This window comes from Halomonas fontilapidosi, from assembly GCF_014192285.1.
GTDB classification, from domain to species: Bacteria; Pseudomonadota; Gammaproteobacteria; order Pseudomonadales; family Halomonadaceae; genus Halomonas; species Halomonas fontilapidosi.
This window is the reverse complement of the sequence record NZ_JACHXQ010000010.1, coordinates 69,510-95,250: the sequence shown is the minus strand read 5'-3', so window position 1 is coordinate 95,250 and position 25,741 is coordinate 69,510. Positions and strand designations below refer to the sequence as shown.

Here is a 25,741-nt window from a genome sequence, read left to right as displayed (position 1 = left end):
CTGGCGTATCGGGTCATCTGTTCACGTTCTACATCATGCCTCGGGCAGGTCAATGGCCGCCCATCAGCTTCTCGACGGCCTCGGGGTCGTCATGCACCGCATAGCGATCGACAATCGTGGCGCTGGCCTCGTTGAGGCCGATCAGCTCCACTTCGGTGCCCTCGCGACGGAACTTGATCACCACCCGGTCCAGGGTCTGGACGGCGGTGATGTCCCAGAAATGGGCGCGCGACAGATCGATGGTCACTTTCTGCACCGTCTCCTTGAAGTCGAAGGCCTCGGCAAATCGCTCGGAGGAGGCGAAGAACACCTGGCCCACTACCGTGTAAATGCGACGACTGCCCTCCTCGGCCTCGTCGCTGCCGATATAGAGGATGTTGCCCACCTTGTTGGCAAAATTCATGGCGGCAATCAACACGCCGACAAAGACGCCGATCGCCAGGTTGTGCGTGCCCACGGTGACGGCCACGGTGGCCAGCATCACGACGTTGGTGCTCATCGGGTGCTTGCTGAGATCACGGATCGACTCCCAGCTGAAGGTACCGATGGAAACCATGATCATCACCGCCACCAGCGCGGCCATGGGAATCTGGGAAACCCAGTCGGACAGGAACACCACCATCAGCAGCAGCGCCACGCCGGCGATCAGGGTCGACAGGCGACGGCGACCGCCGGATTTGATGTTGATCACCGATTGGCCAATCATCGCGCAGCCCGCCATGCCGCCGATCAGGCCGGCGCCGATGTTGGCGATGCCCTGGCCCTTGCACTCGCGGTTCTTGTCGCTCTTGGTGTCGGTCAGGTCGTCGACGATGGTGGCGGTCATCATCGACTCCAGCAGCCCCACCACCGCCAGCATCAGCGAGTAGGGCAGGATGATCATCAGCGTCTCGAGGTTGAGCGGGACCTCAGGCCACAGGAAGACCGGCAGGCTGTCCGGTAACTCGCCCATGTCACCGACGCTGCGGATCTCCATGCCGGTCAGCATGTAGACCGCGGTGAGCGCCAGGATGCAGACCAGCGGCGATGGCAGCAGCTTGCCCACTACCGGCAGGTAGGGGAAGCCGTAGATGATGGCCAGGCCGGCCGCCGTCATGGCGTAGACGTGCCAGGTCACACCGGTGAGCTCGGGCAGCTGGGCCATGAAGATCAGGATCGCCAGGGCATTGACGAAGCCGGTGACCACCGAGCGCGAGACGAAACGCATCAGTTCGGCGAGCCTGAGATAGCCCGCGAGGATCTGGAAGACGCCGGTGAGCAGGGTGGCGGCCAGCAGGTACTGCAGGCCGTGCTCCTTGACCAGGGTGACCATCAGCAGCGCCATGGCCCCGGTGGCCGCCGAGATCATGCCCGAGCGCCCGCCGGCGAAGGCGATGATCACGCAGATGGCGAAGGAAGCGTAGAGGCCGACCTTGGGGTCGACTCCGGCGATGATCGAGAAGGCGATGGCCTCGGGGATCAATGCCAGGGCGACGACGATGCCCGAGAGCGTGTCGCCCTTGAGGTTGGAGAACCAACTCAGTTTCATTTTCTCGTACATGCTGCGGTCCAGTCAGGGGGGTGGGTGGGCCATGGGGCGTCGGGTCCTGCCATGCGCTGCCCTGCCCGGCGCCGCGCTGGGGGCGATCGCCGATGGCACATTCAGGAGAGGGCGGAAGCCGCCGGGTGGCGCGCAGAGGCGGCCGCGACATCAGCGTGATGTCGCGCGATGACGCACCGGTAACGGTGGTATCGCCAGGAAATAGGGAGGGTGCGCTAGGGCGGCGTGGCCAGCCCTGCCAGGGGAGTCATCATGTTCTGCGGGTTCCCATGCTCGGCATCGGTGGGGCGTCATCGGACGAACGTCGAATCAATGCACCCGACAAGAGCGCAGGAGTCTAGCAGAGATGCCAAGGCGCTGCATCCGGGCCGCCACGGCACGGAATGCCACGACCGGCTAGCCGTGGCGGGGCAGGATCAGGAAGCGTCGGCATCATCCGGCGCCGCCCCTCCGGTGCGGGCCCTGGCAGCGGGCGAGGCATTCATGTGCTTGAAGGCCTCCATGATGTCCATGGGCAGCGGGAAGACGATGGTGGAGGCGTTCTTGTTGCTCATGTCGCTCATGGTCTGCAGGTAGCGCAGCTGCAGCGCGGCGGAGTTCTCGGCCATCACGTTGGCCGCCTCGACCAGCTTCTTGGAGGCCTGCAGTTCGCCCTCGGCGTGGATCACCTTGGCACGCCGCTCACGCTCGGCCTCGGCCTGGCGGGCAATAGCACGGATCATGCTCTCATCGAGGTCGACGTGCTTGATCTCCACGTTGGCCACCTTGATGCCCCAGCTCTCCGCGGAACTGTCGATGATCTCTTGGATGTCATCGTTGAGCTTGTCACGTTCGGAGAGCATCTCGTCGAGGTCATGCTTGCCGAGCACCGAGCGTAGGGTGGTCTGGGCCAGCTGACTGGTGGCGTTGACGAAATTCTCCACCTGAATGATCGCCTTCTCCGGGTCCACCACCCGGAAGTAGAGGACCGCATTGACCTTGACGGTGACGTTGTCCTGGGAGATGACGTCCTGCTCCGGCACATCCATGGTGATCACCCGCAGGTCGACCACTTCCATCTTCTGGATGCCGGGAATGATGATCAGCAGGCCCGGCCCCTTTACCGACTGGAAGCGGCCGAGGAAGAACACCACCCCGCGCTTGTACTCGGGCAGGATGCGGATCGACGCCGCCAGCAGCAGGACCAGCAGGACGACCGGAACGAGATAGGAAATCAACATGGCTTGCTCTCCTTCAATGTGGCCGGCGTCGGAGTGCCCGGCGCCGGGAAACGTGCCGCGGCCTCAGGACGCTGAATCGAGTGGCTCCACTATCAGGGTCAGCCCCTCGACGGCGGTTACGCGCGCCGTCTGCCCGCGGCTCAGCGGCTGTGAGCTGCGCGCATTCCAGCGCTCGCCCATCAACCGCACATGCCCCTTGCCCTCGAAGTCCTCGAGGACCAAAGCCTCGCTGCCGACGAGTTCCTCCTGGCCGGTCCGCGGAGCGCGTCGACGCAGCCCGATGAAGCGGGTCATCACCCACAGCATCAGACCCGCCGCCAGCAGGGCGATGCCGCCGATCATCGGCAGCGAGATATTCAGGTTGTCCGCGTCCATCAGCATCACCGATCCGATCACGAAGGCGACGATGCCGCCTATCCCGAGAATGCCGAAACTGGGCATCAGTGCCTCGCCCACGATCAGCCCCAGCCCCACCAGAATCAGCGCCAGCCCAGCGTAGTTGACCGGCAGCACCTGGAAGGCGAACAGCGCCAGCAGCAGTGAGATGATGCCGATGGTCCCTGGCACTAGGCTGCCCGGATTAGACAGCTCGAAGATCAGCCCGTAGAAGCCGATGATCATCAGAAAATAGGCGACGTTGGGGTTGGTGATCACGGCCAGCAGCTTGGTACGCCAGTCCTGATCGAAGCGTTCGATGACCAGATCCGCGGTAGCCAGGGTGCGCTCGCCATCCTCCATCACCACCGTGCGTCCGTCGATCTGGGCCAGCAAGTCGTCCAGGTCAGTGGCCACCACATCGGTGACGTTCTGCTCCAGGGCCTCCCGGGCGGTGAGGTTGACCGCCTCCCGCACGGCTTGCTCCGCCCAGTCGGCGTTGCGGCCATGGCGCTCGGCAAGCGAGCGGATATAGGCCACCGCGTCCTCCAGCACCTTGCGCTCCATGGCCGTCTCGCCGCGGCGGGGCTCGTCTTCAGCCGCCTCGTCTGCGGCGTCCGCATCGGCGCCTTCCTCCCCGGCAGACTCGCTCTCACCTTCCGCTTCTTCTTCGCCGCCTAGCCCAGGCAGGCCACCACCCCCCATCTGCACCGGAGTGGCCGAGCCGAGATGGGTGGCCGGCGCCATGGCTGCCACATGGCTGGCATAGAGCAGATAGGTGCCGGCACTGGCGGCCCGAGCGCCCGAGGGGGAGACATAGATGGCGACAGGAACGGGGGAGGCAAGCATGGCACTGATCATCGAGCGCATCGAGGCATCGAGCCCGCCGGGGGTATCCATCTCCACCACGACCAGCTCAGCGTCGCGCTCCTCGGCGAGTTCCAGGCCCCGCTGAAAATAGTCGCTGATGGCCGGCCCGATGGCATCGTCGACCGTCATCACCAGGGCCGTGCGCTCGTCCTGTTGCGCCTGGACCTGCCAGGCCAGCAGCGCACCGAGCGTTAGACAGAGCAGGCTTGCCAGCATCAGGATGCGCCCGGCCATGCCCCTGCGATCTGGATTTATCATCTCGTGCTCGCCCTTCAGTGCCTGCTTTTGAGAACCTCATGGGGAAGAGTGGTTCAGTCATTACCGATATCAGCGTAGGCACTTGGCCGTGGGGCGGCAACAGCTGCCGCCGGTCGGAGGAAAGGAGATGCCCTCCGCGCAGACAGCTGGGCCCACCCACGGGTGGGCCCGAAAACCGAGGCGGAGGCGAGCCGAATAGGTAGGCGCGTTCAGCGCCGCAAGCCAGGCTCAGAGATCATGCGGTTCTCCGGCGACACGCTTCTGCACTTCCACCATGTAGGCCGCCAGAGAGGTCAGTTCCTCGCTGCCCCACTCGAGCGGCTCGGCCGCCATCGGCGCTACCATGCAGATCTGCACCATCTCGTCGGCGTGAACGTCCGACATGCCGAACTGGTTGGCAGCCATCGCCACCTGATGGGGGAAGGGCTGTTCGAAGGTCGGGTTGTAGCCCATGTCCTGACCGTCACTGCCGTGGCAGCTTGCGCAGGCGAGCCCATTGCTGCTCAAGGAGGTGTCGTAATAGAGTTCCTCGCCGCGGGCCAGCATCTCCTGGGGGTTATTGCCGGTTTCGCTGTAGGCCGGCGAATACCCCTCGGGCCTTGCCACCGCGGCGCTGTCGCCACCCTCGGCCTCACCTTCGGCTTCGCCTTCCGCTTCACCCTCTGCCTGGGCCTCGCCTTCTGCCTCGCCTTCTGCCTCGCCTTCTGCCTCGCCCTGCGCTTCTCCCTCAGCTTCGCCTTCCGCCTCACCTTCGGCCTGGCCTTCCGCCCCACCCTCGGCAGCGCCCTCTGCATGATTGCTGGCCAGCATCAGGGAAGCATCATCGGGTGAGCTAAAGCCGGCAACGGCGGCGTCATTGCTTGCCGATGCCTGAAACACGGCGCCCCCGGCCACCAGGGCGAGCAGCGGTGCCGTATACGCGAGTTGACGGTTCAGACGACCCAGGAGCCTGCGGCGTTTATCGTCGTGCTGTGACATGATTTCACCCCTTGTTGTGTTTGTGCCTCGTGAGAACGCTGACGCCATCTTCAACTGATCAGCGCTATCGCTGTGTCGCACTGCCCAGCTCGGCCTTACACGCGCAGCCCTCCAAGGCGATGTAAGGAATACCCAGCTAATGCGACCATCCCTCATCGCTGGCCTACACAACGAGGAGCATCATGCCGGAGACCGCCATTCCTACCGCCTCGCCACGGGCCCGACCGGATCTTTGCCAACCACTGGGCCAGGCGCTGCGTCGCGCTGGCCACGATGCAGACATACACGCCATGCACCCGATGGCCGATACGGGCCTGGCCCATCACCATGTGTGGCTCGAGCGGGAACAGATCGACTGGGTGGCGCGATTACCCAAGCAGAGCCAGATGCGACTCGATCCCGCCGCCAACCTCGCCTACCAGGCGGCCTGCTTCGAACGCGCCAGCCAGGGCGGCCATGCCCCCTCCCTGCACGGCATCCTCCCGCCCGACCGGATGCTGCCGCGTGGCGGGCTGCTGGTCAGTGCCATCCGGGGTCGCCCGGCGCGACTCCCGGGTGACCTGCCCGACATCGCCGAGGCGCTGGCCAGCTTCCATGTACTGGACGTGCCCGATGCCGAGGCGCGCCCGCCGCTTCTCTGCCCCGCCGACCCCTGGGCGGCGATGCTGGCGGAGGTCAGGGACCAGGCACGCTTTCTCGACCAGGCCGAACTGGATGTCGACGCCCGAGCGCTGATCGAGGCCGAGCTGGCCGCCCTGCCAGAACGGCTGCCTTCCGAGCGGGGCGCCGAGCCGCGGCTGATCAGCTTCGACGCCCATCCCGGTAACTTCCTGGTCACCGAATCAGGACGCGCGGTGCTGGTCGACCTGGAGAAATGTCGCTACGGCCTGGTGGGCTTCGACCTGGCCCACGCCAGCCTCTATACCTCGACGACCTGGGACCTCAAGAGCCGAACCGAGCTGCTGCCCGCCGAGGTGGCCGCCTTCTATCGCCATTGGAGTGCCGCCGTTGACTTCGACGGCGACCTCGACACCTTGCTGGCGTGCCGGCGGGCCATGTGGCTGTGGTCGCTGACCTGGTGCGCGAAGTGGCGAGCCAGTAACCTTCGCTCCCGGGACGCCGATGCCCGCGGTGAGGACTGGGCCGCCGAGCTGAGCGACGATGCCCTGGTCGCCCACGTGCGCGACCGGGTCGACCACTACCTTTCCGTGGCCGTGATCGAGCATGTCCGGGACCAGAACCGCCAGCTGGCACGCCTGCTCTCTCCCGGTACTCACGAGTGACCCTCGCTGCATGCCCGAGCGCGGACAACATCCCTCTCAACGTCTCCCTGACCCAAGGAACCTGCGATGCGCACCCTCTTTCCCCGGCTCGCCGCCCTTGTGCCGACGCTGCTGCTCCCCGCTACGGCCCTGCAGGCCGCACCCGCCCCGGCCGACTGGGAGGCCGTACTCGACGAGGCGCGTGGCCAGGCCGTCTACTGGTATGCCTGGGCCGGCGAGCAGCGCACTAACGACTATATCGACTGGGTGGCCGGGCAGGTCGAGGAGCAGTTCGATATTGCCCTCACCCATGTCAAGGTCGGCGACACCAGCGAGGCGGTCTCGCGGGTGCTGGCGGAAAAGCAGGCTGGCAACCATGACGACGGCAATGTCGACCTGATCTGGATCAATGGCGAAAACTTCGCCGCCATGAAGGCCAACGAGCTGCTGTTCGGCCCCTTCGCCGAGACCTTGCCGAACTTCGCGCTCACCCACCCCGAGCACAATCCCGAAGTGGTCACCGACTTTACCCTGCCCACCGAGGGCTACGAGTCCCCCTGGGGCCGGGCACAGATCACCTTCTACTATGATAGCCATGAGCTCCGCGGGGATAGCCAGGAGGTTGCAGCCCCCCCGCAGGATATCCATGCCTTGCTGGCATGGGCCGAGGCCAATCCCGGGCGTTTCACCTATCCGCGCATCCCCGACTTCACCGGCAGCACCTTCCTCAAGCAGGCCCTGATCGAGCTCACCGACGAGCACGAGGCACTCTACGCGCCGGTCGCGGAGAGCGACTTTGCCGCCATTACCGCACCGCTCTGGGACTACCTGGACGCTCTCCATCCCCACCTGTGGCGCAGCGGTCGGCAGTTCCCCGCAACCGGCCCCGAGATGCGCAGCCTGATGGGCAACGGTGAACTGGCGCTGGCCTTCACCTTCACCCCCTCGGAGCCGGCGGCGGCGGTCGCCGACTTCGAACTGCCGGAAAGCACCCGCAGCTACGTGCCGGAGAGCGGCACCCTGGGCAACGTGCACTTCGTGGCGATACCCTATAATTCGCCCCACAAGGCCGGCGCCATGGTGGTCGCCGACTTCCTGCTCTCGCCCGAGGCCCAGGCACACAAGCAGGATCTCGACGTCTGGGGAGATCGCACCGTGCTGGATCTGGCCCGCCTCGATGACCAGAGCCGCGACCTGTTTACCCTGGACGACAGCAACCCGGCAATGCTGCCGGCAGGGGCCCTGCAGAAGACGCTACCCGAACCGCACCCCAGCTGGATGACGGCCCTTCAGGACGCCTGGCAGGCCCGCTACATCGGCGACTGATGGCCACCGACCATCCCCGCGACGAGGGCTCGCTGATGCTGCGCCTGGCCCCGGTGTTGATCGTCATCCTGCTGGTCGCGCCAATCCTTGCCGGCCTGACCATGGCCCTGCTGCCGGCTTTTGGCTATCTGCCGGCGCTGGGCGGTGAGCGCCTATCCCTCGACCCCTGGCGAGCGCTGTTTGCCGAGCCCGGCATCTGGCGCTCGGCCGCCATCAGCCTGGCCAGCGGCCTGCTCGCCACCGCCATTTCGCTGGCGGTGGTGCTGCTCTTCCTGGCCGCCGCGAGCGGCAGTCGGCTCGACCGCTGGATCCGTCGGCTAGTCTCGCCGCTACTCTCCATTCCCCATGCTGCCGCGGCCTTCGGGCTGGCCTTTTTGATCGCCCCCTCGGGGCTCGTCGCGCGACTCGCCTCGCCGGGGCTGACCGGCTGGGAGCGTCCGCCGGACCTGCTGATCGTCCACGATCCCTGGGGGCTGTCGCTGATCGCCGGGCTGGTGATCAAGGAAATTCCCTTCCTGCTGCTGATGAGCCTGGCAGCCCTGCCCCAGCTCGACACCGAACGACGCGTCGCCATGGCGCGCTCGCTGGGCTACCGCCCGACGCTGGCCTGGTGGAAGGTGGTCGCGCCGTCGCTGTATCCGCTGATCCGCCTGCCGGTGTTCGCGGTGATCGCCTACGCCTCCTCAGTGGTGGATGTGGCGATGATCCTCGGCCCCACCTTGCCTCCTACGCTTGCCGTCTCGATCCTCACCTGGTTCAGCGACCCCGATCTCGAGACGCGTTTCCTGGCCTCGGCCGGGGCGATCCTGCAGCTCGGCGTCACCGCCACAGCGCTGATGATCTGGTGGGCACTGGAGCGGCTCGTGGCCAGGCTGATGCGTGGCTGGGTCATTCGCGGCGGGCGGCGGCGGGGCGAAGCCAGCCTGCATATCGCCGGCAAGCTGTGGGTTGTGCTGGTCACGGTGATCGCCTTCGCCGGCATCGCCGGCCTGGCGATCCACTCCGTGGCCGGTTTCTGGCGTTTTCCCGATCTCCTGCCAACAAGTGCGACGCTCGCACACTGGGCCCGGGCGCTGCCCGCGCTCGCCGGCCCGATCGCCTCGACGGCACTGGTCGCCGTAGCCTCAACACTCATCGCCGCAGCCCTGGCGCTGGCGGCATTGGAAAACGAGCAGCGCAGCGGCCGACACCCCTCACGGGCCCTGTGGCTGCTCTACCTGCCGCTGATCGTCCCGCAGATCGCTTTCCTGTTCGGCCTGGTGGTGGTCATGGAGCAGCTCGGTACCCGACCGACCCACGCTCTGGTCACCTTTGGCCACCTGCTGTTCGTGTTGCCCTACGTGTTTCTCTCGCTCTCCGAGGCCTATCGGCGCTTCGATCCACGCTGGTCGCGCCTAGCACTGACGCTGGGTGCCTCCCGCAACGGGGCCTTCTGGCGGGTACGCCTGCCGATGCTGCTGGCGCCGATTCTCACCGCCGTGGCCGTGGGGCTCGCGGTGAGTATCGGTCAGTACCTGCCCACCCAGCTGCTGGCGGGTGGACGGGTGACCACCGTGACCACCGAGGCGGTCTCGCTGGCCGCCGGCAATAACCGCCGGGTGATCGGGGTCTGGGCACTGGTCCAGGCCTGCCTGCCCCTGGTGGGATTCATTATCGCGATCGGCCTGCCGAAGCTGCTATGGTCGAATCGCCGTGGCATGCAGGGAGCCCCATGAACGCCACTCATCGCCTACAACTTCGTGACATCTGCATCAGCCTGGAAGGCCAAACCCTGGTCGAGCTGGATGCCGAGATCGGTCCCGGCGAGGTCCTCACCGTCATGGGCCCTTCCGGCTCGGGCAAGTCGACCCTGCTCGCCTATCTCGCCGGCTTCCTCGCTCCCGCCTTTCAGGCCCGCGGTCGGGTGCTACTCGACGGCCGCGACATCAGCGGTCTGCCGGCCGAACGTCGCGGCATCGGCCTGCTGTTCCAGGACCCACTGCTCTTCCCCCACCTCTCGGTGGCCGGCAACCTGCGCTTCGGCATGCCCAGGGCCGGCGCCAACAAGACCGCTCGCGTCGAGCAGGCCCTGGGCAACATCGGCCTCGCCGGCTTCGGTGCCCGCGACCCGGCGACCCTTTCGGGTGGTCAGAAGGCCCGGGTGGCGCTGATGCGGCTGCTGTTGTCGGCCCCCTGCGCGGTACTGCTCGACGAACCCTTCTCGAAGCTCGACACCCACCTGCGTCACGAGATGCGTCGGCTGGTCTTCGACCGTCTGCACGAGGCCGGCCTGCCCAGCTTGCTGGTGACTCACGACCGGGAAGACGCCGAGGAAGCCGGCGGACGGGTGATCGAGCTGGCTCACTGAGACGCTCCGGCCCCTGACCCTCCAGATGGTCAGGCCGAGTCCTCCCAGTGCAAGGCGTGAGGGTCGAAACCGCCGTGCAATTCGGGCTTGACGACCGCGAACCAAGGGGAAAGATCGAAATCCCGCGGGGTAAACAGGGTATGGTGGCGGCGCTGGAACACTTTCGCCTCTCCCGCGACGGGAATCGGCAGGATCGGATAGCGAATCGACTGGAAAGCCTCGGCGATCAGTGTCGAGCAAATCGCCCGGGTCGGATCACCGCTGCCCAGCCCGAGCATGTGTCGCCGCCAGGGAGTGGGCAGGGGCGGCAAGGGCAGCAGGTAGCGAGCCAGGTCGAGGATGTTACGCAGGTCATAACGGTGTCCCACTCGCCCACAGGCAAAAGCGATCAAGCGCTCGAGGTCCTGATGCCCCAGGCCTACCGGACGACAGATGCGCAGCGGGTAGCCCTCGAACTCCTCGAACCCCACTACCCGTACCCCTTCGGCCAGGTCCGCCTCCACAAAGTGGCCGCCATGAGTCGGGGCTGCGACGCCGGGGCAGGCGCCCTCGCCGACATAGAGCGCAGCATGCGACCAGGTGGACTGCGTCAGGTACTTGATCACCGTGCTGATCCTCGAGGAGCCCTCGACCAGCAGAACGTCACCAGGCTCAAGGCATGCCGGTACGCCCTCGTCGACGGGAAATGGAGGGCTGAGCCAGGGCCTGGGACAGGAGAGCCAACAACCGAGACCATAGCCGCAGCGCTCAAGCATATTGGACATCGAGGGGTCCCTCCGGCGACTCAGGAGATGGATGACACCAGGACCAGCCACCAGGCGTATAGCGGCCTCATGGCCTGCCCTTCTCTTGTCCCGGGTATCGGCGGCTCTGTGTCTCTGTCGTATCGTCTAATAATGCCTTACAGGCCAGACAGCCACTGCCGCCTTGTAAGGAGGCAGCGAACGGTCCGACTCAAGGCACCAGCGCGCCGAGATACGCATCGGCCAGGAGGACTTTCGGCATGGCGGACACAGCGAAGCTCAGCATCATCATTCCAACGCTGGATGAAGCAGCTACCATCGAAGCACTGCTAGCCCAGCTGTCGCCGTGGAACGCCCAGGGCGTGGAACTACTGGTCGTGGACGGGGGCAGCCTCGACGAGACAGTATCCCGAGCATCTTCCCTGGCCTCGCGCGTCATCGTCAGCGAGGCAGGAAGGGCCCGCCAGATGAATACGGGGGCTCGCGAGGCCCGCGCAGGCCATCTGCTGTTTCTGCATGCCGATACGCGACTCCCGCGGGACGCCGATCGATTGATTGCTTCGGCCCTCTCGAGTGAACACTGCTGGGGGCGTTTCGATGTCCGTCTGGAAGGGCGTCATCCGTTGCTGCCGATCATCGCCTGGGCCATGAACTTGCGCTCGCGCCTAACGGGCATCGCCACCGGCGACCAGGCAATTTTCATGACCCGCGAGGCCTTTGCCGCCGCGGGCGGCTTTCCCGACCAGCCGCTGATGGAGGACATCGAGATGTCGCGCCGGCTCAAGCACCAATCATCGCCGTCCTGCCTGCGCGCCAGGGTGACGAGCTCAGGAAGGCGTTGGGAGCGAGCGGGTGCCTGGCGGACCCTGCTGCTGATGTGGCAGTTGCGCTGGCGATATTGGCGGGGCACGCCGGCGGATGATCTGGCTCGAGCGTATCGCCATGTGCGCTGATGCCGGTGAGGATTTTCCCTTGGCGATACTGGCCAAGGCGCCGATTCCTGGCCAAGTGAAAACGCGTCTGATGCCGGCGCTGGGCGCTGAGGGGGCCTGCCGGCTTCATGAGCGGCTGGTGCGCCACACACTGGACATTGCTCTCGCGGCGATCTCCCCGCAACGCATCACCCTGTGGACGGCCCTGGACCATGGCCATCCGCTGTTCCAGGAACTGGCCGAGAAGCATGGTATCCGGCTTCGCGCCCAACCAGAAGGCGGTCTGGGAGAGCGCATGGTCCACGCCCTGGAGGCCATGGAGGCGCCAGGACTGCTGATCGGCAGCGACTGCCCGGCGCTCACCCCGGCCCTGCTCAAACGCTGCCAGGCTTCCCTGATGAACGCCGACGCCGTCTTCCTGCCGGTCGAGGACGGCGGCTATGCGCTGGTTGGTCTGCGCCGCGCCGACCGCCGCCTCTTCGCGGCCATCGACTGGGGCACGAATCGCGTCATGTCGCAGACGCGCGAGCGTCTCGCGATGCTGGGCTGGCGACTGGCCTGCCCCGCCCGCCTGTGGGATGTGGACAGGCCTGAGGACCTTGATCGGCTGGCGAAGCTTCCCAACCCGATGTTGATGTCGGAGGGGCGTTATCGATGACAGGAAAACACTGCCCAACCACATACGCTGCCATGGTCATGGATATCCCCGAATATTGAGTTTTCATGATAACTTGATGTGGTATTAATTCGCCTTTAACAACCGAGAAATGTCAATTATAACTCCCGAATTCAACGCTCACATTGGAGCAATAAAGACACCTGCCACACCCTAGCTATGACCTAACAAATATCAAAGATTCGGCATTTTCCTCAAGAAAAAATCGGCATAACCTTGACGGCATTGACGCGGGTATTAAAGAAAAAACCCCGTACCTCCTGTAAGAAAATCCTGCCAATCACGACACAACCTGGAGAGCCTGTACCCTGGCTGATACCAGCTGCTAAACTTGGCCTGAATCCGGCCCAAGCATCAGCACAGGGAACGAGGAACTCGCAGATGAGCGAAAAAGAAGAAAGACTACAACGACTTACGGCTGTGAGGCCACGTCTGGTCTCCTTCGCCCTCATGCACTTGCGTGATCGAAGCCAGGCTGAGGATGCCGTACAGGAGGCAATGATGTCCGCCATCGAAAAGAATGAAAGCTTCGCCGGACGTTCCGGCTACGAGACCTGGGTCTTCGGCATCCTCAAGTACAAGATCCTCGACGCCATGCGCGCCCAGAAGCGTCATGGGCGCTGGCAACCCCTCGAGGAGGAGGAAGGCGACGATGCCATCGACCGGCAGTTCCAGCAGAGTGGCCGCTGGCAGGCGAGTGCTCGACCCTCAAGCTGGGGAGAGCCCGAGGCAGCGTTCGAGACCGAACACTTCTGGCAGGTCTTCGATGCCTGCATGATCGCCCTGCCGGACAATGCCGCCAGGGTGTTCTCCCTACGCGAGCTGATGGGGCTCTCCACCGACGATATCTGCAAGGAGTTAGGGATCAAGGAGAACAACTGCTGGGTGATACTGCATCGCGCCCGCCTGCGCCTCAGGGCCTGCATCGAGCAAGGGTGGCTGAAGGAGGAAACCGCATGATGATGTGCAAGGAAGCGACCCGGTTGATGTCCCTCAAGCAGGACCGACCTCTCACCTTCCAGGAACGGGTGTCCCTGAGGTTACACCTCTCCATGTGCAGCGCTTGCCGAGAGTGCGACAGACAGTTCACGCTGCTTCATGAGGCCGGCAAGCGATTCGGCCCGGAGCATGACCCCGAGCAGGACGATGACGGGCGCTGAAGGCCCGTCAATTGCATTCTTCTGCTCTCACTGGCCGGCGGCAGCGCTTGCCACGCCCTCTAGCACACCGGCAACCTTGTCCAGTGGCAGGTCGCACTCTTCCAGGGCATGGCGCTCGGCCATATAATGCGGTGAATTCCACTCCAGCCTGACACCCTCGTCTGTCTCCCTCACCACCATCTTCTGTGGCAGATCCAGCGCCATACTTCCCTGACACTGCATCATCGGCGTTCCCACCTTTGGATTGCCGAAGATGAAGGTGCGGGTCATCGGCAATGATAGTCCCACGCCCTCTGCATTGGCGGTGTGATCGACCACACTCATGAGGGTCAGCCCTTTCTCCTCGATGGCGTCACGCAGCCGCTGCTCGACATGCATGATATCGTCGCTTGACTGCAGATACCTAACGCCATGCTCCTCCGCCTGCCCCATCAGCGGCATGGCCACAACGATAGTCATCGCCGTTCCGATCAGTGTCTTCCACATGGTACCTCCTCACGCTTTCAGCGGATGTCCCGTCAGGATGGCCGAGCCCCGGTCGCAAGGCAAGGAACCCGGACCTAAAGGATCAGGTCCGGGAATGATCGCCAAGCGGCTAAGGGTTAGCGCCACCAATAGCGCAGGGCTTCACGCGTCTGCTCCCATTTCTGCCAATCTTCATCTACGTGGCGATGTTGCCCATCACCACGCTGACTGAGCTCTCTTTTGCGTTGCTGCTCGGTGGGGCGCTGCGCCTTTTGGGATGCGCCTTTGATTTCCTCATGTAGCGCCTCGTGACGCTTCTCTCGAAATTCAGAATCCATCGCTATTAGGGGGCCGGCACTCAGCATTAGGGTCATCATGGTCAACGTTACGATTTGAATTTTCATGGCTACACCTCGTGACTATCAACTAATAGAAGACCTTTAACTAGGTCTTGAATCTTGGTGTATATAGGACCATGATCCTTACGATATATTCGGCTTAAAATAATCGCTATTCACGGAAGCTAATGGAGCAACCTATCCGATGAACCGCCCCTTTGTTCCCTGCTGTCTGATGGCACTGACAACCTTGGCCACAGGGCCGGGCATCGCAGCAGATGAGCTAACGTTCTCGCCAGATGATATCCACAATTGGCCGACGCGCAGCTTCGAGGGTGAAACCGAGTATCGGGTTGTCGAGCGAGAGGGCACTCGCGTCCTCCAGGCCAGCGCTCGTCAACAGGCCTCGGCGAAATATCTGGAGCGTGAGATCGACCTTCGCGACACGCCTTATCTGCACTGGTGCTGGCGGGTATCGGGAATTCATGAAGGTCTCGACGAGACGCAAAAATCGGGTGACGATTATCCCGCCAGGGTCTATGTGGCCCGCAAGACAGGCCTCCTCCCTTGGCAGGTCGAGTCGGTGAACTATGTCTGGGCCTCGAGCCAGCCAGCAGGGTCGGACTGGCCCAATGCCTTCACGTCACGCGCTCAGCTGCTGGCCCTGCAGAGTGGTGATGCGCATGTGGGCGAATGGGTGGCGGAAGTGCGCAATGTTCGCGAGGATTATCAGCGGCTCTTCGGGAGTCGGCCGGCACATATCGATGGCCTCGCCCTGATGAGCGATGGCGATAATGCTGATGTCGATGCCACGGCCTGGTTCACGCACCTAGCCTTCTCTACAAGTTCCGAACCGCCCGCCTGCCCCTGAACATGTTCGATGCGAGAGCTCGTCAGGTAAACAACAGATCACCGTAGCTCCATATGAGGGTCCCGACCACGATGGAGAGGTAACAGATGAAGGGAACGGCGCGCCAGAAACGCGTGACCAACCTTGCCGGACGGCTGGACGCGACCAGCCAGGAGGGGGTGCCAGATTCAAGACAGCGCAGCAAGTATTTGCGGTGGTACTCGACGCCGACAGAGAACAGCACCATCAAGCCACCGGACCGCTGAAACCAGTGTCCATCACCCGTCGACAGGCTGACGTAGGCCGAAAACAGCACCGGCAAAACTGCCATCATCATCAACAGCGCCTCGGCGAGCGTCGCCTCTCGTGAGGGAACCGGATGCGGCGCCGAGGGTTCACGAGACATGACAGCCTCCGAATTCATCGGTAGGGAGCGCGCGAGGCTACTTCGGCACCTCGGCAACGCGTTTTGCAATAGCGGCAAACAGGTCATCGAGTTCGCGCGCCACCGATTCCAGTTCTTGCCCGCCCGCGTCCATGTAGGGCGACAGCAGATGAGTCGGGGTCTTCCAGGCAAGGGTGGCGCTGCCGTCGTCATTTTCGGTGACATAGAAGCGCATGGGGGCTTCGATCATCGCCGGCACGCTAAGCCGCAGAATACGAACGGCAAAGTCATTGCGAAACACACCGACGACCCGATTGCCGGGAATGCTGATGCCGCGGTTCGCGGCGGCCTCGGTGGGCCCTGCCTCGGTGACCACGAACATGCCCTCGGCCTCGACGGCTTCTCGCAACGCCGCCAGCATTTCGTCGTAGGCCAGCGAAGTGGAAGCCACCTGCCACCCCTGGTCGGGCCAGCGCGGAGCAGCGGCCAACGGGGCTGCCAGGATCAGGGTCAGCAGCCATGTTGCCAATATCACGCGTTTCATCAGGCACTCCTCCGTGAGGACAGTGCCTGCTTCACGGACGTCCGCTGCCAGTGGCGAAGGGTGGAGGGATGTACCCCAAATGACTCGGGCAGATGGATGCCCGCCTGCTCAGCCAAGAGAGCAATGATCGCCATATGGTGAATGCTGTGGCTGGTCAGGAAGGCAAGTTCACGCTCCAGGCTGGAGGCCAGGGAGAGCCTTGTATCGTCCATGGGGTAGCCCAGGGTCAGCGCGTCCGGCGCAGGCCCACTAACCATTGACGTTAGCCGTGTCTCGAGCCCCGCCAGATGGCTTGCAGCGTGCTGTGGCCATTGCTCGAGAACCGCATCGCGCCGGCGATGCTCGTAGTCGATGAACTCTTCTCCGCGGTCGAGACCGTCGAGGAGCGCATCGTAATGGTCGATGATATGGCGCACGTGCTTGCCCAGCGTATGACGGCCGTATTCGCCGAACGCCTGTTGATAGATGTCGGGGGAAAGAGACCCGACCATGTCCCTCAACTGGGCAAGGGACAGCAGGTTCTCCTCGACGAGACGCGCCGTATCAGAAGACGGCTGGGGGTGGCGTGATGTCATGACGGGTATCCTGTGAGGTCCACTGTGGGTACGTCAGTGATGGCCGCAAGGCGGCGTATGGAAGACGGCCGGGGCCAGGCCGCCACCGAGGTGACGGACCTGGTTCCATGCAGACGGGCAGCGTCAGGCTTATCCCTCCGCTTCACCTTCGCCTTCCGCTTCGCCTTCGCCTTCGCCTTCTGCTTCTTCTTCTCCTTCGGCCTCACCTTCGGCTTCGGCACCACCCTCAGCATGGGCCTCGGCCAACATCAGGGGCGCCTCCTGGCCGTTGGTGTATCCAAGCTCGGTGGCGGTCTCACCGGCCACGGCCTGGAAGGCCGCTCCGCTGGCAACCAGAGCGAGTGCCGGTGCCGTATAGCCCAGCTGACGGCTAAGACGACTCAGCAGACTACGACGCTTCTCATCTTGCAGTGTCATGATCATGACCTCCTTGATACGCGATATTCGACATGCCTGGCATGTCGTCTGGCAGTGAAGTCGGCCTGGCGGCCGTCCTCTTCATCGGTGATGCCGAAGGCATCACCGCATGCACGTGCCGCGGTCACCCCCCTCACCATGGCGGGAGGATCGACCGCGGGAGCAGTGACTGTCTGCTTGACCAGCCACTCTGTCAGCGAAGCGGCATCCGGCGCATCCGGCCCAGTCTTTATGGCAAATGCGGCCAGGGTGGCGAGCCAATCACTCAGAACCGTCACGCTGTGGCCATCCAGCACCTGGTCATCGCCGGTCAGGCAATTCGGCAACAGGGCACCCAGCGCCTCCAGCATGGCGACCGGGGCAAGGGCCTGCTCGGTAGATGCTCCGGCCGGTAGCAGCATGCCGCGCAGAGCCACGGAACCGGGCAATTCGGTCGGCGCCTCGGTAGAGAACCCCGTCAGAGGGGCGTCCAGGGGTTTGGCGATCGCTGGATTCGAGAGGTCCAGACGCACGCCGCGGGTCAACAGCCCACCTGCTGCTTCCTGAAGTCGCGCCAGTAAGGCGTGGCTATCTGCCTCGTCAGGTAGCAGGCAGAGCACCCCGTCCCCGTGAGGCGTAATCCACAGCGCCGCATCGACCACCGGATGGCCGGGTGTCGCGGCTTTTTGAACCAGATGCGCCGTCAACGTCGGGCCTAACTGAGAAAGCGTCAACCGCGATGCCAGCAGACGGTCATCGCTGGCCAGGGCATAGCCACCAGACTCGCGAAGTACCGTCAGCCGCGGCAACCGGCTCGCCGCCTTATCATCAAGCGGTGACAACCGCGCGCCGAACCATGCCGTCAAGCGCGCCATGGCGGGGCCTTTGCCCACGTCCAACGCCCAGTGACGACCGTCCAGCTGGAGCCTCATGGGCCGCCCAGATGACGAAACGGGCGGCAGCACCTGAGCGTGGCGCTCATCTTCGCGCGGCAACGCTGCCGGTGAAGTCCCCTGCTGGCAGAGCAGCCCGGTACGGCACCAGTCATGCAGGGTATTCCAGACGTCACGACGCAGGGCCGAGCGCTCCACCGGCCCACCCGCGTCGCTGGTGGCGCGCGCCAGCTCATCGGCGATGGCAGCGGGGTCCAGCCCTTCGGTCGCCAGCAGCCAGGTTAGAGCCGCCGTATCGTTGGGTAGATAGTAGCGGCCGCTGCGCGTGTCATAGAGGGCGAGACGCTCCTCATCGACCAGTTCCGCCACATGACGCCGCTGCAGCTGCAGGGCGGGCAGGGAACGCCCCGCCAGCGCCTCGGCCAGCTGCAGGTCGGCCGGGGTGGGGAGCGTGAAATAGGGCAGATAACGCTCGGGGTCGGTGGCCGGGAGCAGCCGACGGAAGCCGCCGGCACGTGCCTGCTCGGCCTCGGCATCGGCGACCAACCGTGCGGCGTCATCCGCGCCCTCTGCGGCAACGTCCGCCTCGCCGGGAATGTCGACCAGCGAGACCATGTCATGCACCAGGCCGCCCTTGACCGCCTCTTCCACGCGTCCTCCCGTTTCCGGGGCGGCACAGATACCCAGCGACGGGCTGAGGTTGCACTCCAGGATCCACGGCTTGAGGGTGTCGTCCACCAGGCAGTCGAGTCCCAGCAGCTCGTAGCAGCCGCGCGGGTCGGCACCGGCCTCGGCTGTGCGATGTCGCATGGCATCCACGGCAGAGATCGTGGTCAGGGCCACCAGATCCTCGATGCGCGCGAAGAGGGCAGCATCGTCGTGTCCCTGGTCGCGCAGCCACTGGCGATAACGTTCCAGGTCGATGAACTCCACCGGCACCTCGGCGCGGCTGTTCAGCGCGTTGATGTCGGGGTTGGTCAGCTGGCTGTAGGGATTGTCGGCATCCTCGGGATCCCACGGCTCTGAGGCCAGTTTGGCGAAGCCCTGGCGGTAAAGATAGACGCGCAGCGGCGCAAGCGAGGTGATCAGCACGTAAAGCCGCAGGACATACTTGTGGCCGCGGATGGTATGCGGGTTAGCCAGATATTCCTGGACCAGCCTGTCCCTGGCGAGCGGCGCCGCTGCGGTATCCTTGAGCACCCTCACGCCCTTGCCCTTGGAGGCATTGGTCGGCTTGAGGATCCAGCGCTTATCGGGGGCGGCCTGCGCAGCCTCCTGGAGCGCATGGTAGTCGTCGGGCATCACATAGGCAGGGGGAAAGAACGCCAGCCGCCGGGCAAGCTCATGGTCGGGCCCATGGCTCTCGTGAATCCGCTCGCGAAGCGTGGCGAGGCTGTCGTGCAGGCGGCTCTTGACCGTGAGCGCCGCATTGCCCGGAAAGTGGTTCATCTTGCGCGTCGGCGAGACCCGCCGGAACTGAGCGGCATCCGGCATGCCGGTGATCCAGCCGGCGTCCCAGTCGTGCTCGTCGCCAAGCTGCCAGCCCAGAGGTTCCAGGGCCTCACGGAAGAACCGGTCCTGCTCGGCAGCCCGCTTGCCGCCCAGCCAAAACCGCCTTGTCGGCGAATGCTGCTCCGTCATGCTCGGAATCTCCTGTCGACCCTGTTGATCGTCGTGATGTAAATCATGGTGTCTGGGTACTCTGTCGACGCTGCGACACGCACCTTACAGCCATAGCAAGTGGCAGGTGATCTGTCGCCCCTTGAATTATGGAACGATCGATACTAAATTTCTCGGCATGACACGAGGACGCCCCATCGCCTATAGCCCGGACGAGGCTACCGACGCCGCCATGCGAGTCTTCTGGGCACGCGGCTACGAAAGCGCGTCGACCCGGGAGCTGCTCGAGGCCATGCGCCTCTCGCGCAGCAGCCTCTACCAGGCCTTCGGCAGCAAGGAGCAGCTGTTCCTGAAGGCCATCGGGCGCTATCGCGAGTCCCTGGTCAGGCGCCTCGAGCGTCAGCTGGACGCCGCCCCCTCAGCGATGAGCTTTCTGGAGGCGTTGTTCCGTGACACAACGCAGGAGGCCGGCAGCGACCGCGCCGCTCTGGGCTGCTTAATCTTCAACTCCGCCAGCGAGTTGGGTCAGCAGGATGGCCTGCCCTCGCAGCATGCCCGTCAGAGCATCGCCGCCATCACGGCAGTTTTCCAGCAGGCGGTGGAACGGGCTCAGGTAGAGGGTGAGATCGCCCCGGAGCGAGATCCATCCGTCCTCGCCAGTTATCTGACAATGGGCATGGCCGGGCTCAGGACCCTGTTGAAAAGCGGGGCGGACGCCGACCAGGCCGGTCAGACAGCAGCGCTGCTGCTGAATGGGCTGCGACGCTAAGCCTTTTTTACGTCATTTATGGAACGATCATTCCATAAATGACCAACGTGCAGCACCCACCACAACGAAGGAGACACGCACCATGTCCGCCGACTATCAAATGCAACTCCCCCCCCAGACCCTGGACAACGCCGATGCCAAGGCGAAGCCGCTGCTCGAGCAGGCCAATGCCAAGCTGGGTTTCGTGCCTAACATGTATGAGGGCATGGCCAAGGCACCGGGCGTCCTGGATACCTACCTGCACGGCTACGAGCTGTTCCGCGAGGATTCCGGCTTCACACCGCCCGAGCAGGAGGTGGTTTTCCTGACCATCAGTCGCCTTAACGGCTGCAGCTACTGCATGTCCGCCCACAGCATGCTGGGTGAGAAGATGTCCCAGGTGCCGGCCGAGGTGCTAGAGGCGATTCGCAACGACCAGCCGATTCCCGACGAGCGGCTGGCGGCGCTGGCCAAGTTCACCAAGGTGATGTTCGAGAGCCGGGGCAAGCCGACGCCGTCCGACGTCGAGGCGTTCCTGGATGCAGGTTTCGAGGAGCAGCTGGTACTGCAGATCGTGCTGGCCCTGGCCGTCAAGACGCTTTCCAACTATTCCAACCACATCAATCACCCAGAAGTGGATGAAGCCTTCGCCGGTCACGCCTGGAAACCGGCCGAGTAAGCCGGCGATGTTGGCGAAGACACTTGCCGAGAGCAGCACAGGGAGGTGCGGCTTAGCTCACTACGGAATAAAAAAAATAGTATTTATTCTTTGAAGGGTGTACCCAATCCGTTGCAGCATGGGCCCACACTGCATCTACCTGACGAAGAGATAGCCCCATGCGCACTCGACTCCTTCTGGCCGCTGGCACCCTGGCACTTGCCGGCCCGGCACATGCCCTACACCCCTCCCCTCTCGTCGATGCCGAATGGCTCGATAACCAACTCGGCAGCGATGATCTGGTCGTGCTTGACGTGCGTTCTGCCATCGATGACGGTGGCGATCGCGAGAGCTTCGAGGCCGCCCGCATCCCCGGCAGCCACTACAGCAGCTATACCGATGCCGGCTGGCGCGAGAGCCGCGACGGGGTCGCCGGCCTGATGCCCGCTGTGGAAGACCTGGAGAGCCTGATCGGCGGCTTGGGTATCGACAACGACGACACCGTGGTGGTGGTCTCGGCCGGCACCGGGCCCACCGACTTCGGCAGCGCGGCTCGCGTCTACTGGACCTTCAAGGCCCTGGGCCACGACGAGGTCTCGATCCTCAACGGCGGCTTCGCCGGCTGGGAGCAGCAGGGCTTCGAAATCGCCAGTGGCACGGCGAGCGCTCCCCAGACAGCCGATTTCTCGGCCACGCTGCAGGAGCATCTGCTGGCCACTACCCAGGAAGTGGAAGCGGCGCGAGAAGCCGATGAAACGCTGGTCGACGCCCGTCCACCGGCCTTTTTCAAAGGCCAAACCCAGTCCCCTGCCGCTCGCGTGCCGGGCACCATTCCCGGCTCGGTGAACCTGCCCCATGATGGCAGTCTCGAGGCACGCGACGGGGCCTACTACCTGCAGCCGGACTCGCTGAAGGCTCGTATCGACGAACTGGGCCTCGACCGAGAGGCGCCCACCGTGGCCTTCTGCAACACTGGTCACTGGGCCGCCAGCGGCTGGTTCCAGCTCAGCGAAGTCGGCGGACTGGACAACGTCACCATGTACGATGGCTCCATGGCTGCCTGGACTCAGGACGATGAGCGCCCCATCCAACTGGCCGACCGGGGCACCGTCAGCGTTGGCGAGCTGAGCGACTAACCTCGCCGCCTGCAGGTCCATCGCACAGCGCCCCGCGGCCGAAAACCGGTCGCGGGGCGCTTGCCGTCATGCTGGCGGAACTAGCCGAGTCGCTCGGCCAGGGCCTCGAGGTCGGCCACCGTGATATCCGGCTCGATCCCCCAGGGGTCGAAGGGCGCATCGGGGATACGGCGCACCCAGGCGGCATGCAGGCCGGCATGGCGGGCGCCGATGACGTCGAAGGCATTGCTGGAGACCAGCCAGGTGTCCCCGGGCTCGCTCTCGAGCCGATAGCGCAGGTGGGCATAGACCGCCGGATCGGGCTTGAAACGCTTGATCTCATCGACGCTGACCACTGACTCGAAGTGTTCGCGGATTCCCGCTTGCGTCAGCAGGCCCTCGACCGCTTCACGGCTACCGTTGGAGAAGGCCACGCAGCGGACTCCCGCTTCCGCAAGGCGAGTCAGGGCGGCTGATGCGTCCGGGAAGGCCGGCAGACGCGCATAGACACCCATCAGGTGCTCCTTGTCGGTTTCCGAGAAGCGGGTATGGAAGGCGCGGTCGGTAAACTCCAGCGCCTCGCGGGTGCAGTGGGAGAAGTCCGCGTAGGCGCCCATCAGCCCTCGGCGGAAGCTGTACTCCAGTTGCTTGTCGCGCCAGCGGCGCGAGAATTCCGGCGCCAGGTCCGAACGATCCTGCCCGGCGAGACGCTGCTCGAGTTCGGCGACGACGCCATGGGTATCGATCAGAGTGCCATACACGTCGAAGGCCAGTACCGTTGCCATCGCTTATCTCCTTCAATCGGTTGTCATTCTCAGCCTGGGTCAGCCGAGCCGTCGAGACAAGTCGTTGCACCGCGAAGAGGCTCAGCCGGAGAGGAGTCTCGAACCTCAATATCCCGCCATCACCCGGGCCCGATCAAGGGTCTCGAGCGAGACCGCATTGCCCGAGAGGATCAACGCCACGCGCTGTCCTCGAACGTCCAGACCATGCTCCTGCATGGCCGCCAGGCCCACGGCGGCGGCGCCTTCCACCAGCTGCTTCTCGTTCTCGAGGAGTTCGACCATGGCCTCGGCGATGGCGCGCTCGGAGACCTGAACATGGTCGTCCATCACCTTGCGCACCAGGGCGAAGGTACAGCGGTTGTCGCATCCGATGCCGCCGCCCAGGGAGTCTGCCAGGCTCTCGACCTCCTCGACCGCCACCGGATGGCCGGCCTTGAGGCTCTCCCACATGGCCGCGCCACGGGTCAGGCTCACACCGGTGACCCGGCAGGCGGGCCGAATCGCTTTAACGGCCGCGCCGATGCCGCCCAGCAGGCCACCGCCGGAGAGCCCGACAATGACCCGGTCCAGGTCCGGACAGTCCTCCATGAGTTCGAGGCCGATGGTGCCCTGCCCGGCCACGACCCTAGGGTCGTCGAAGGGCGGGATCAGAATCATGCCGCGCTCACGCACCAGCCGCTCGACCTCGGCGAACGCCTCGTCCTGGCTGGCGCCGATGCGTCGTACCTCGGCGCCCAGCGCCTCGATGGCGGCGACCTTGTTGGTCGGCACCAGCCGCGACAGGCAGATAACCGCCGGCACCTCCAGCCGCGCGGCGGCGTAAGCCACCGCGCGGCCGTGATTGCCGGTGGAGGCCGTCACCACCCCGGCTGCCAGCGCCTCACGGCCGCGCGCCTCGATCAGTGCGGCGAGCATATTGGCGGCGCCACGCAGCTTGAAGGCGCCGGTGGGCTGGCAGGTCTCGAGCTTGAGCCGGATGTCGGCATCGAAGCGCGTCGATAGTGCCATCGAGCGCACCAGTGGCGTGCGCACCGCCTCGTCGGCGATGCGCCGGCGCGCCTGGTAGATCGCCTCCAGGGAAAGACCGTGCTCGTGCATGTTCTCCTCCACGCCAACGACGTCGCCGCGGGAAGGCCCGCGGCGACGCAAATGGGTAAGGCCCCGAGGGGCCAGGAGCGGACAAGCCGTCAGGCGACCGTATCCGCCACCGCCTTGGTGGCCCCCTCGTGGACCAGTTCGTCGAGTACCGTATCCACGGCGCGACGGGTCCGCGCGACGATCTCGTCGACCTCCTCGCGGTTGGTGGTCAGCGGCGGTGCGAAGCCCAGGATGTCGCCCTGGGGCATGGCGCGGGCAATCAGGTTCTCCTGCATCGCCGCCGCGGCGATGCGCGGCCCCACCTTGAGCGCCGGGTCAAAGGCCGCGCGACGGCTCGGGTCGGCGGCGAACTCCAGGGCCGCCAGCATGCCCACGCCGCGCACGTTGCCGACAATGGGATGGTCAGCGAAGGCGGCCTGCATCTGCTGCTGCAGATAGCCGCCGGTCTCGGCGGCATTGCGGGTCAACCCCTCGCGCTCGATGATCGCCAGGTTGGCCAGGCCGGCGGCACAGCCCAGGGCATGGCCGGAGTAGGTCCAGCCGTGGCCGATCGGCCCATACTCGCCGGTGCCCTGCTCCAGCACCTGCCACACGCGGTCGCCGACGATCACCCCGGAGAGCGGCTGGTAGGCACTGGTCAGGCCCTTGGCCACGGTGATCAGGTCGGGTTTGATGCCATAGAAGTGGCTGCCGAAGTCGGCGCCGATGCGCCCGAAGCCGCAGACCACCTCGTCGGCGATCAGCAGCACGTCGTACTTGGCCAGCACCGCCTGGATCGCCTCCCAGTAGCCTTCCGGCGGCGGCACAATGCCCCCGGTGCCGAGCACCGGCTCGCCGATGAAGGCAGCCACGGTCTCCGGCCCCTCGGCGAGGATCATCTCCTCGAGCCTGGTGGCGCAGTGCTTCGAGAATTCGCGCTCGCTCATGCCCTCGAGTTCCGCGGCGCGCTGGTAGTAGAACGGCGCCTCGGTGTGGCGGATGGTGTCGATGGGCAGGTCGAAGTGGTCATGAAACGCCTTGAGGCCGGTCAAGGAGCCCGAGGCGATGCCGGAGCCGTGGTAGCCACGCATCCGCGAGATGACCTTCTTCTTTTTCGGCAGCCCACGCACGTTGTTGTAGTAGCGCACGATCTTGAGCTGGGTCTCGTTGGCATCACTGCCGGACATGCCGTAGTAGACCTTGGACATGCCGGGGCCGGCGAGCTCGAGGATCTTCTCGGACAGGGCGATCTGCGGCTCGTTGGCGTGTCCCACATAGGTGTGGTAGTAGGACATCTCCAGGGCTTGCTCGTAGATGGCCTCGGCCATCTCGGTGCGGCCGTAGCCAATGTTGACACAGTAGAGACCGGCAAAGCCGTCGATGAACTCGCGGCCATCCCTGTCGACGATATGGATGCCCTTGCCGCCGGTGATCACGCGGCCCGGCGCGTCGCCATGGGCGAAATCGCGCAGGTGGGTGGAGGCGTGGAAGGTCACCTTGCGGTCGCGAGCGATCAGGTCCTGGTGCTGCTGGTTCATCGTGTTCTCTCTTCTCTCGTGCTCCCCGGCATCCCGCCGGGGAGAAGGTTCATCAATGGGGTCGGGC

At 64.7% G+C, this 25,741-nt stretch carries 27 protein-coding genes; 12 read left to right on the top strand and 15 right to left on the bottom strand.

From position 1 onward, the window contains the following. Positions 1-49: 49 nt before the first annotated feature. From FHR95_RS13905 to FHR95_RS13890, 4 genes are all read right to left on the bottom strand, one after another. The gene (locus FHR95_RS13905) at positions 50-1,540 is read right to left on the bottom strand and encodes a SulP family inorganic anion transporter (protein ID WP_183314862.1); all 1,491 of its coding nucleotides are present in this window, start codon (positions 1,538-1,540) and stop codon (positions 50-52) included. Positions 1,541-1,956: 416 nt separating this feature from the next. After that, positions 1,957-2,760 carry a slipin family protein gene (locus tag FHR95_RS13900; RefSeq protein WP_040184607.1) on the bottom strand — a complete coding sequence of 268 codons (804 nt, stop codon included), beginning with the start codon at positions 2,758-2,760 and terminating at the stop codon, positions 1,957-1,959. A gap of 63 nt (positions 2,761-2,823) precedes the next feature. After that, entirely contained in the window at positions 2,824-4,263 is a 1,440-nt protein-coding gene (locus FHR95_RS13895; RefSeq protein WP_183314861.1) for an NfeD family protein, read from the bottom strand. Positions 4,264-4,491: 228 nt separating this feature from the next. Next, positions 4,492-5,241: a c-type cytochrome gene (locus FHR95_RS13890; RefSeq protein ID WP_183314860.1), complete on the bottom strand. Its 750-nt coding sequence runs from the start codon at positions 5,239-5,241 to the stop codon at positions 4,492-4,494. A gap of 182 nt (positions 5,242-5,423) precedes the next feature. Between FHR95_RS13890 and FHR95_RS13885 the strand changes: the two genes are divergently transcribed. From FHR95_RS13885 to FHR95_RS13870, 4 genes are all read left to right on the top strand, one after another. Next, positions 5,424-6,524, top strand: a complete 1,101-nt coding sequence (locus FHR95_RS13885) for an aminoglycoside phosphotransferase family protein (RefSeq protein ID WP_183314859.1) — start codon at positions 5,424-5,426, stop codon at positions 6,522-6,524. Positions 6,525-6,590: 66 nt separating this feature from the next. Continuing rightward, complete coding sequence (locus FHR95_RS13880; protein WP_183314858.1) at positions 6,591-7,829, top strand: ABC transporter substrate-binding protein; 1,239 nt, start codon at positions 6,591-6,593, stop codon at positions 7,827-7,829. Further along, the gene (locus FHR95_RS13875; RefSeq protein ID WP_246378603.1) at positions 7,829-9,544 is read left to right on the top strand and encodes an ABC transporter permease; all 1,716 of its coding nucleotides are present in this window, start codon (positions 7,829-7,831) and stop codon (positions 9,542-9,544) included. The genes FHR95_RS13880 and FHR95_RS13875 overlap by 1 nt, the downstream gene beginning before the upstream one ends. Continuing rightward, positions 9,541-10,176: an ATP-binding cassette domain-containing protein gene (locus FHR95_RS13870; RefSeq protein ID WP_183314857.1), complete on the top strand. Its 636-nt coding sequence runs from the start codon at positions 9,541-9,543 to the stop codon at positions 10,174-10,176. Before FHR95_RS13875 ends, FHR95_RS13870 begins: the two co-directional genes overlap by 4 nt. 29 nt (positions 10,177-10,205) lie before the next feature. On the opposite strand, the gene FHR95_RS13865 is transcribed toward FHR95_RS13870, so the two are convergent. Further along, the gene (locus FHR95_RS13865) at positions 10,206-10,940 is read right to left on the bottom strand and encodes a C40 family peptidase (RefSeq protein WP_183314856.1); all 735 of its coding nucleotides are present in this window, start codon (positions 10,938-10,940) and stop codon (positions 10,206-10,208) included. A 239-nt stretch (positions 10,941-11,179) separates the two neighbouring features. Here FHR95_RS13865 and FHR95_RS13860 point away from each other — a divergent pair, with 239 nt between their 5' ends. From FHR95_RS13860 to FHR95_RS13845, 4 genes are all read left to right on the top strand, one after another. After that, positions 11,180-11,872 carry a TIGR04283 family arsenosugar biosynthesis glycosyltransferase gene (locus FHR95_RS13860; protein WP_040184600.1) on the top strand — a complete coding sequence of 231 codons (693 nt, stop codon included), beginning with the start codon at positions 11,180-11,182 and terminating at the stop codon, positions 11,870-11,872. Continuing rightward, complete coding sequence (locus tag FHR95_RS13855; protein WP_183314855.1) at positions 11,862-12,509, top strand: TIGR04282 family arsenosugar biosynthesis glycosyltransferase; 648 nt, start codon at positions 11,862-11,864, stop codon at positions 12,507-12,509. The genes FHR95_RS13860 and FHR95_RS13855 overlap by 11 nt, the downstream gene beginning before the upstream one ends. A 399-nt stretch (positions 12,510-12,908) precedes the next feature. Continuing rightward, positions 12,909-13,487 carry a sigma-70 family RNA polymerase sigma factor gene (locus FHR95_RS13850; protein WP_183314854.1) on the top strand — a complete coding sequence of 193 codons (579 nt, stop codon included), beginning with the start codon at positions 12,909-12,911 and terminating at the stop codon, positions 13,485-13,487. Next, on the top strand, positions 13,484-13,687 hold the full coding sequence (locus tag FHR95_RS13845; protein WP_040184597.1) for a zf-HC2 domain-containing protein: 204 nt from the start codon (positions 13,484-13,486) through the stop codon (positions 13,685-13,687). Before FHR95_RS13850 ends, FHR95_RS13845 begins: the two co-directional genes overlap by 4 nt. A gap of 27 nt (positions 13,688-13,714) precedes the next feature. Here FHR95_RS13845 and FHR95_RS13840 read toward each other — a convergent pair whose 3' ends face one another. Then, positions 13,715-14,173 (bottom strand): DUF302 domain-containing protein, encoded by a 459-nt coding sequence (locus tag FHR95_RS13840; RefSeq protein ID WP_183314853.1) that lies wholly within the window; start codon positions 14,171-14,173, stop codon positions 13,715-13,717. Positions 14,174-14,289: 116 nt separating this feature from the next. Further along, on the bottom strand, positions 14,290-14,556 hold the full coding sequence (locus FHR95_RS13835) for a hypothetical protein (RefSeq protein WP_040184595.1): 267 nt from the start codon (positions 14,554-14,556) through the stop codon (positions 14,290-14,292). 139 nt (positions 14,557-14,695) lie between these two features. Between FHR95_RS13835 and FHR95_RS13830 the strand changes: the two genes are divergently transcribed. After that, a complete protein-coding gene (locus tag FHR95_RS13830) occupies positions 14,696-15,361 on the top strand; it encodes a DUF3047 domain-containing protein (RefSeq protein ID WP_183314852.1) in 666 nt (221 codons plus the stop codon). Between the two features lie 22 nt (positions 15,362-15,383). On the opposite strand, the gene FHR95_RS13825 is transcribed toward FHR95_RS13830, so the two are convergent. The 5 genes from FHR95_RS13825 to FHR95_RS13805 form a co-directional block, all read right to left on the bottom strand. Continuing rightward, the gene (locus FHR95_RS13825; protein ID WP_040184593.1) at positions 15,384-15,746 is read right to left on the bottom strand and encodes a hypothetical protein; all 363 of its coding nucleotides are present in this window, start codon (positions 15,744-15,746) and stop codon (positions 15,384-15,386) included. A gap of 37 nt (positions 15,747-15,783) precedes the next feature. Further along, a complete protein-coding gene (locus FHR95_RS13820; RefSeq protein ID WP_183314851.1) occupies positions 15,784-16,269 on the bottom strand; it encodes a DUF302 domain-containing protein in 486 nt (161 codons plus the stop codon). Next, a complete protein-coding gene (locus tag FHR95_RS13815) occupies positions 16,269-16,844 on the bottom strand; it encodes a DinB family protein (protein ID WP_052448639.1) in 576 nt (191 codons plus the stop codon). Before FHR95_RS13815 ends, FHR95_RS13820 begins: the two co-directional genes overlap by 1 nt. A gap of 129 nt (positions 16,845-16,973) precedes the next feature. Then, on the bottom strand, positions 16,974-17,261 hold the full coding sequence (locus tag FHR95_RS13810) for a hypothetical protein (protein ID WP_183314850.1): 288 nt from the start codon (positions 17,259-17,261) through the stop codon (positions 16,974-16,976). A 2-nt stretch (positions 17,262-17,263) separates the two neighbouring features. Continuing rightward, positions 17,264-19,774 carry a PqqD family peptide modification chaperone gene (locus FHR95_RS13805; protein ID WP_183314849.1) on the bottom strand — a complete coding sequence of 837 codons (2,511 nt, stop codon included), beginning with the start codon at positions 19,772-19,774 and terminating at the stop codon, positions 17,264-17,266. Positions 19,775-19,931: 157 nt separating this feature from the next. Between FHR95_RS13805 and FHR95_RS13800 the strand changes: the two genes are divergently transcribed. From FHR95_RS13800 to FHR95_RS13790, 3 genes are all read left to right on the top strand, one after another. Next, on the top strand, positions 19,932-20,522 hold the full coding sequence (locus FHR95_RS13800; protein ID WP_183314848.1) for a TetR/AcrR family transcriptional regulator: 591 nt from the start codon (positions 19,932-19,934) through the stop codon (positions 20,520-20,522). Positions 20,523-20,604: 82 nt separating this feature from the next. After that, a complete protein-coding gene (locus FHR95_RS13795; RefSeq protein ID WP_183314847.1) occupies positions 20,605-21,180 on the top strand; it encodes a carboxymuconolactone decarboxylase family protein in 576 nt (191 codons plus the stop codon). A 158-nt stretch (positions 21,181-21,338) separates the two neighbouring features. Continuing rightward, complete coding sequence (locus tag FHR95_RS13790; protein ID WP_183314846.1) at positions 21,339-22,295, top strand: sulfurtransferase; 957 nt, start codon at positions 21,339-21,341, stop codon at positions 22,293-22,295. A gap of 80 nt (positions 22,296-22,375) precedes the next feature. Here FHR95_RS13790 and FHR95_RS13785 read toward each other — a convergent pair whose 3' ends face one another. The 3 genes from FHR95_RS13785 to FHR95_RS13775 all read right to left on the bottom strand — a co-directional run bounded on the left by FHR95_RS13785 (position 22,376) and on the right by FHR95_RS13775 (position 25,674). After that, positions 22,376-23,059 (bottom strand): haloacid dehalogenase type II, encoded by a 684-nt coding sequence (locus FHR95_RS13785; RefSeq protein WP_183314845.1) that lies wholly within the window; start codon positions 23,057-23,059, stop codon positions 22,376-22,378. A 105-nt stretch (positions 23,060-23,164) separates the two neighbouring features. Next, positions 23,165-24,157 (bottom strand): hydroxyectoine utilization dehydratase EutB, encoded by a 993-nt coding sequence (gene eutB, locus FHR95_RS13780; protein WP_183314844.1) that lies wholly within the window; start codon positions 24,155-24,157, stop codon positions 23,165-23,167. Between the two features lie 89 nt (positions 24,158-24,246). Then, a complete protein-coding gene (locus FHR95_RS13775) occupies positions 24,247-25,674 on the bottom strand; it encodes an aspartate aminotransferase family protein (protein ID WP_183314843.1) in 1,428 nt (475 codons plus the stop codon). Positions 25,675-25,741: the final 67 nt, after the last annotated feature.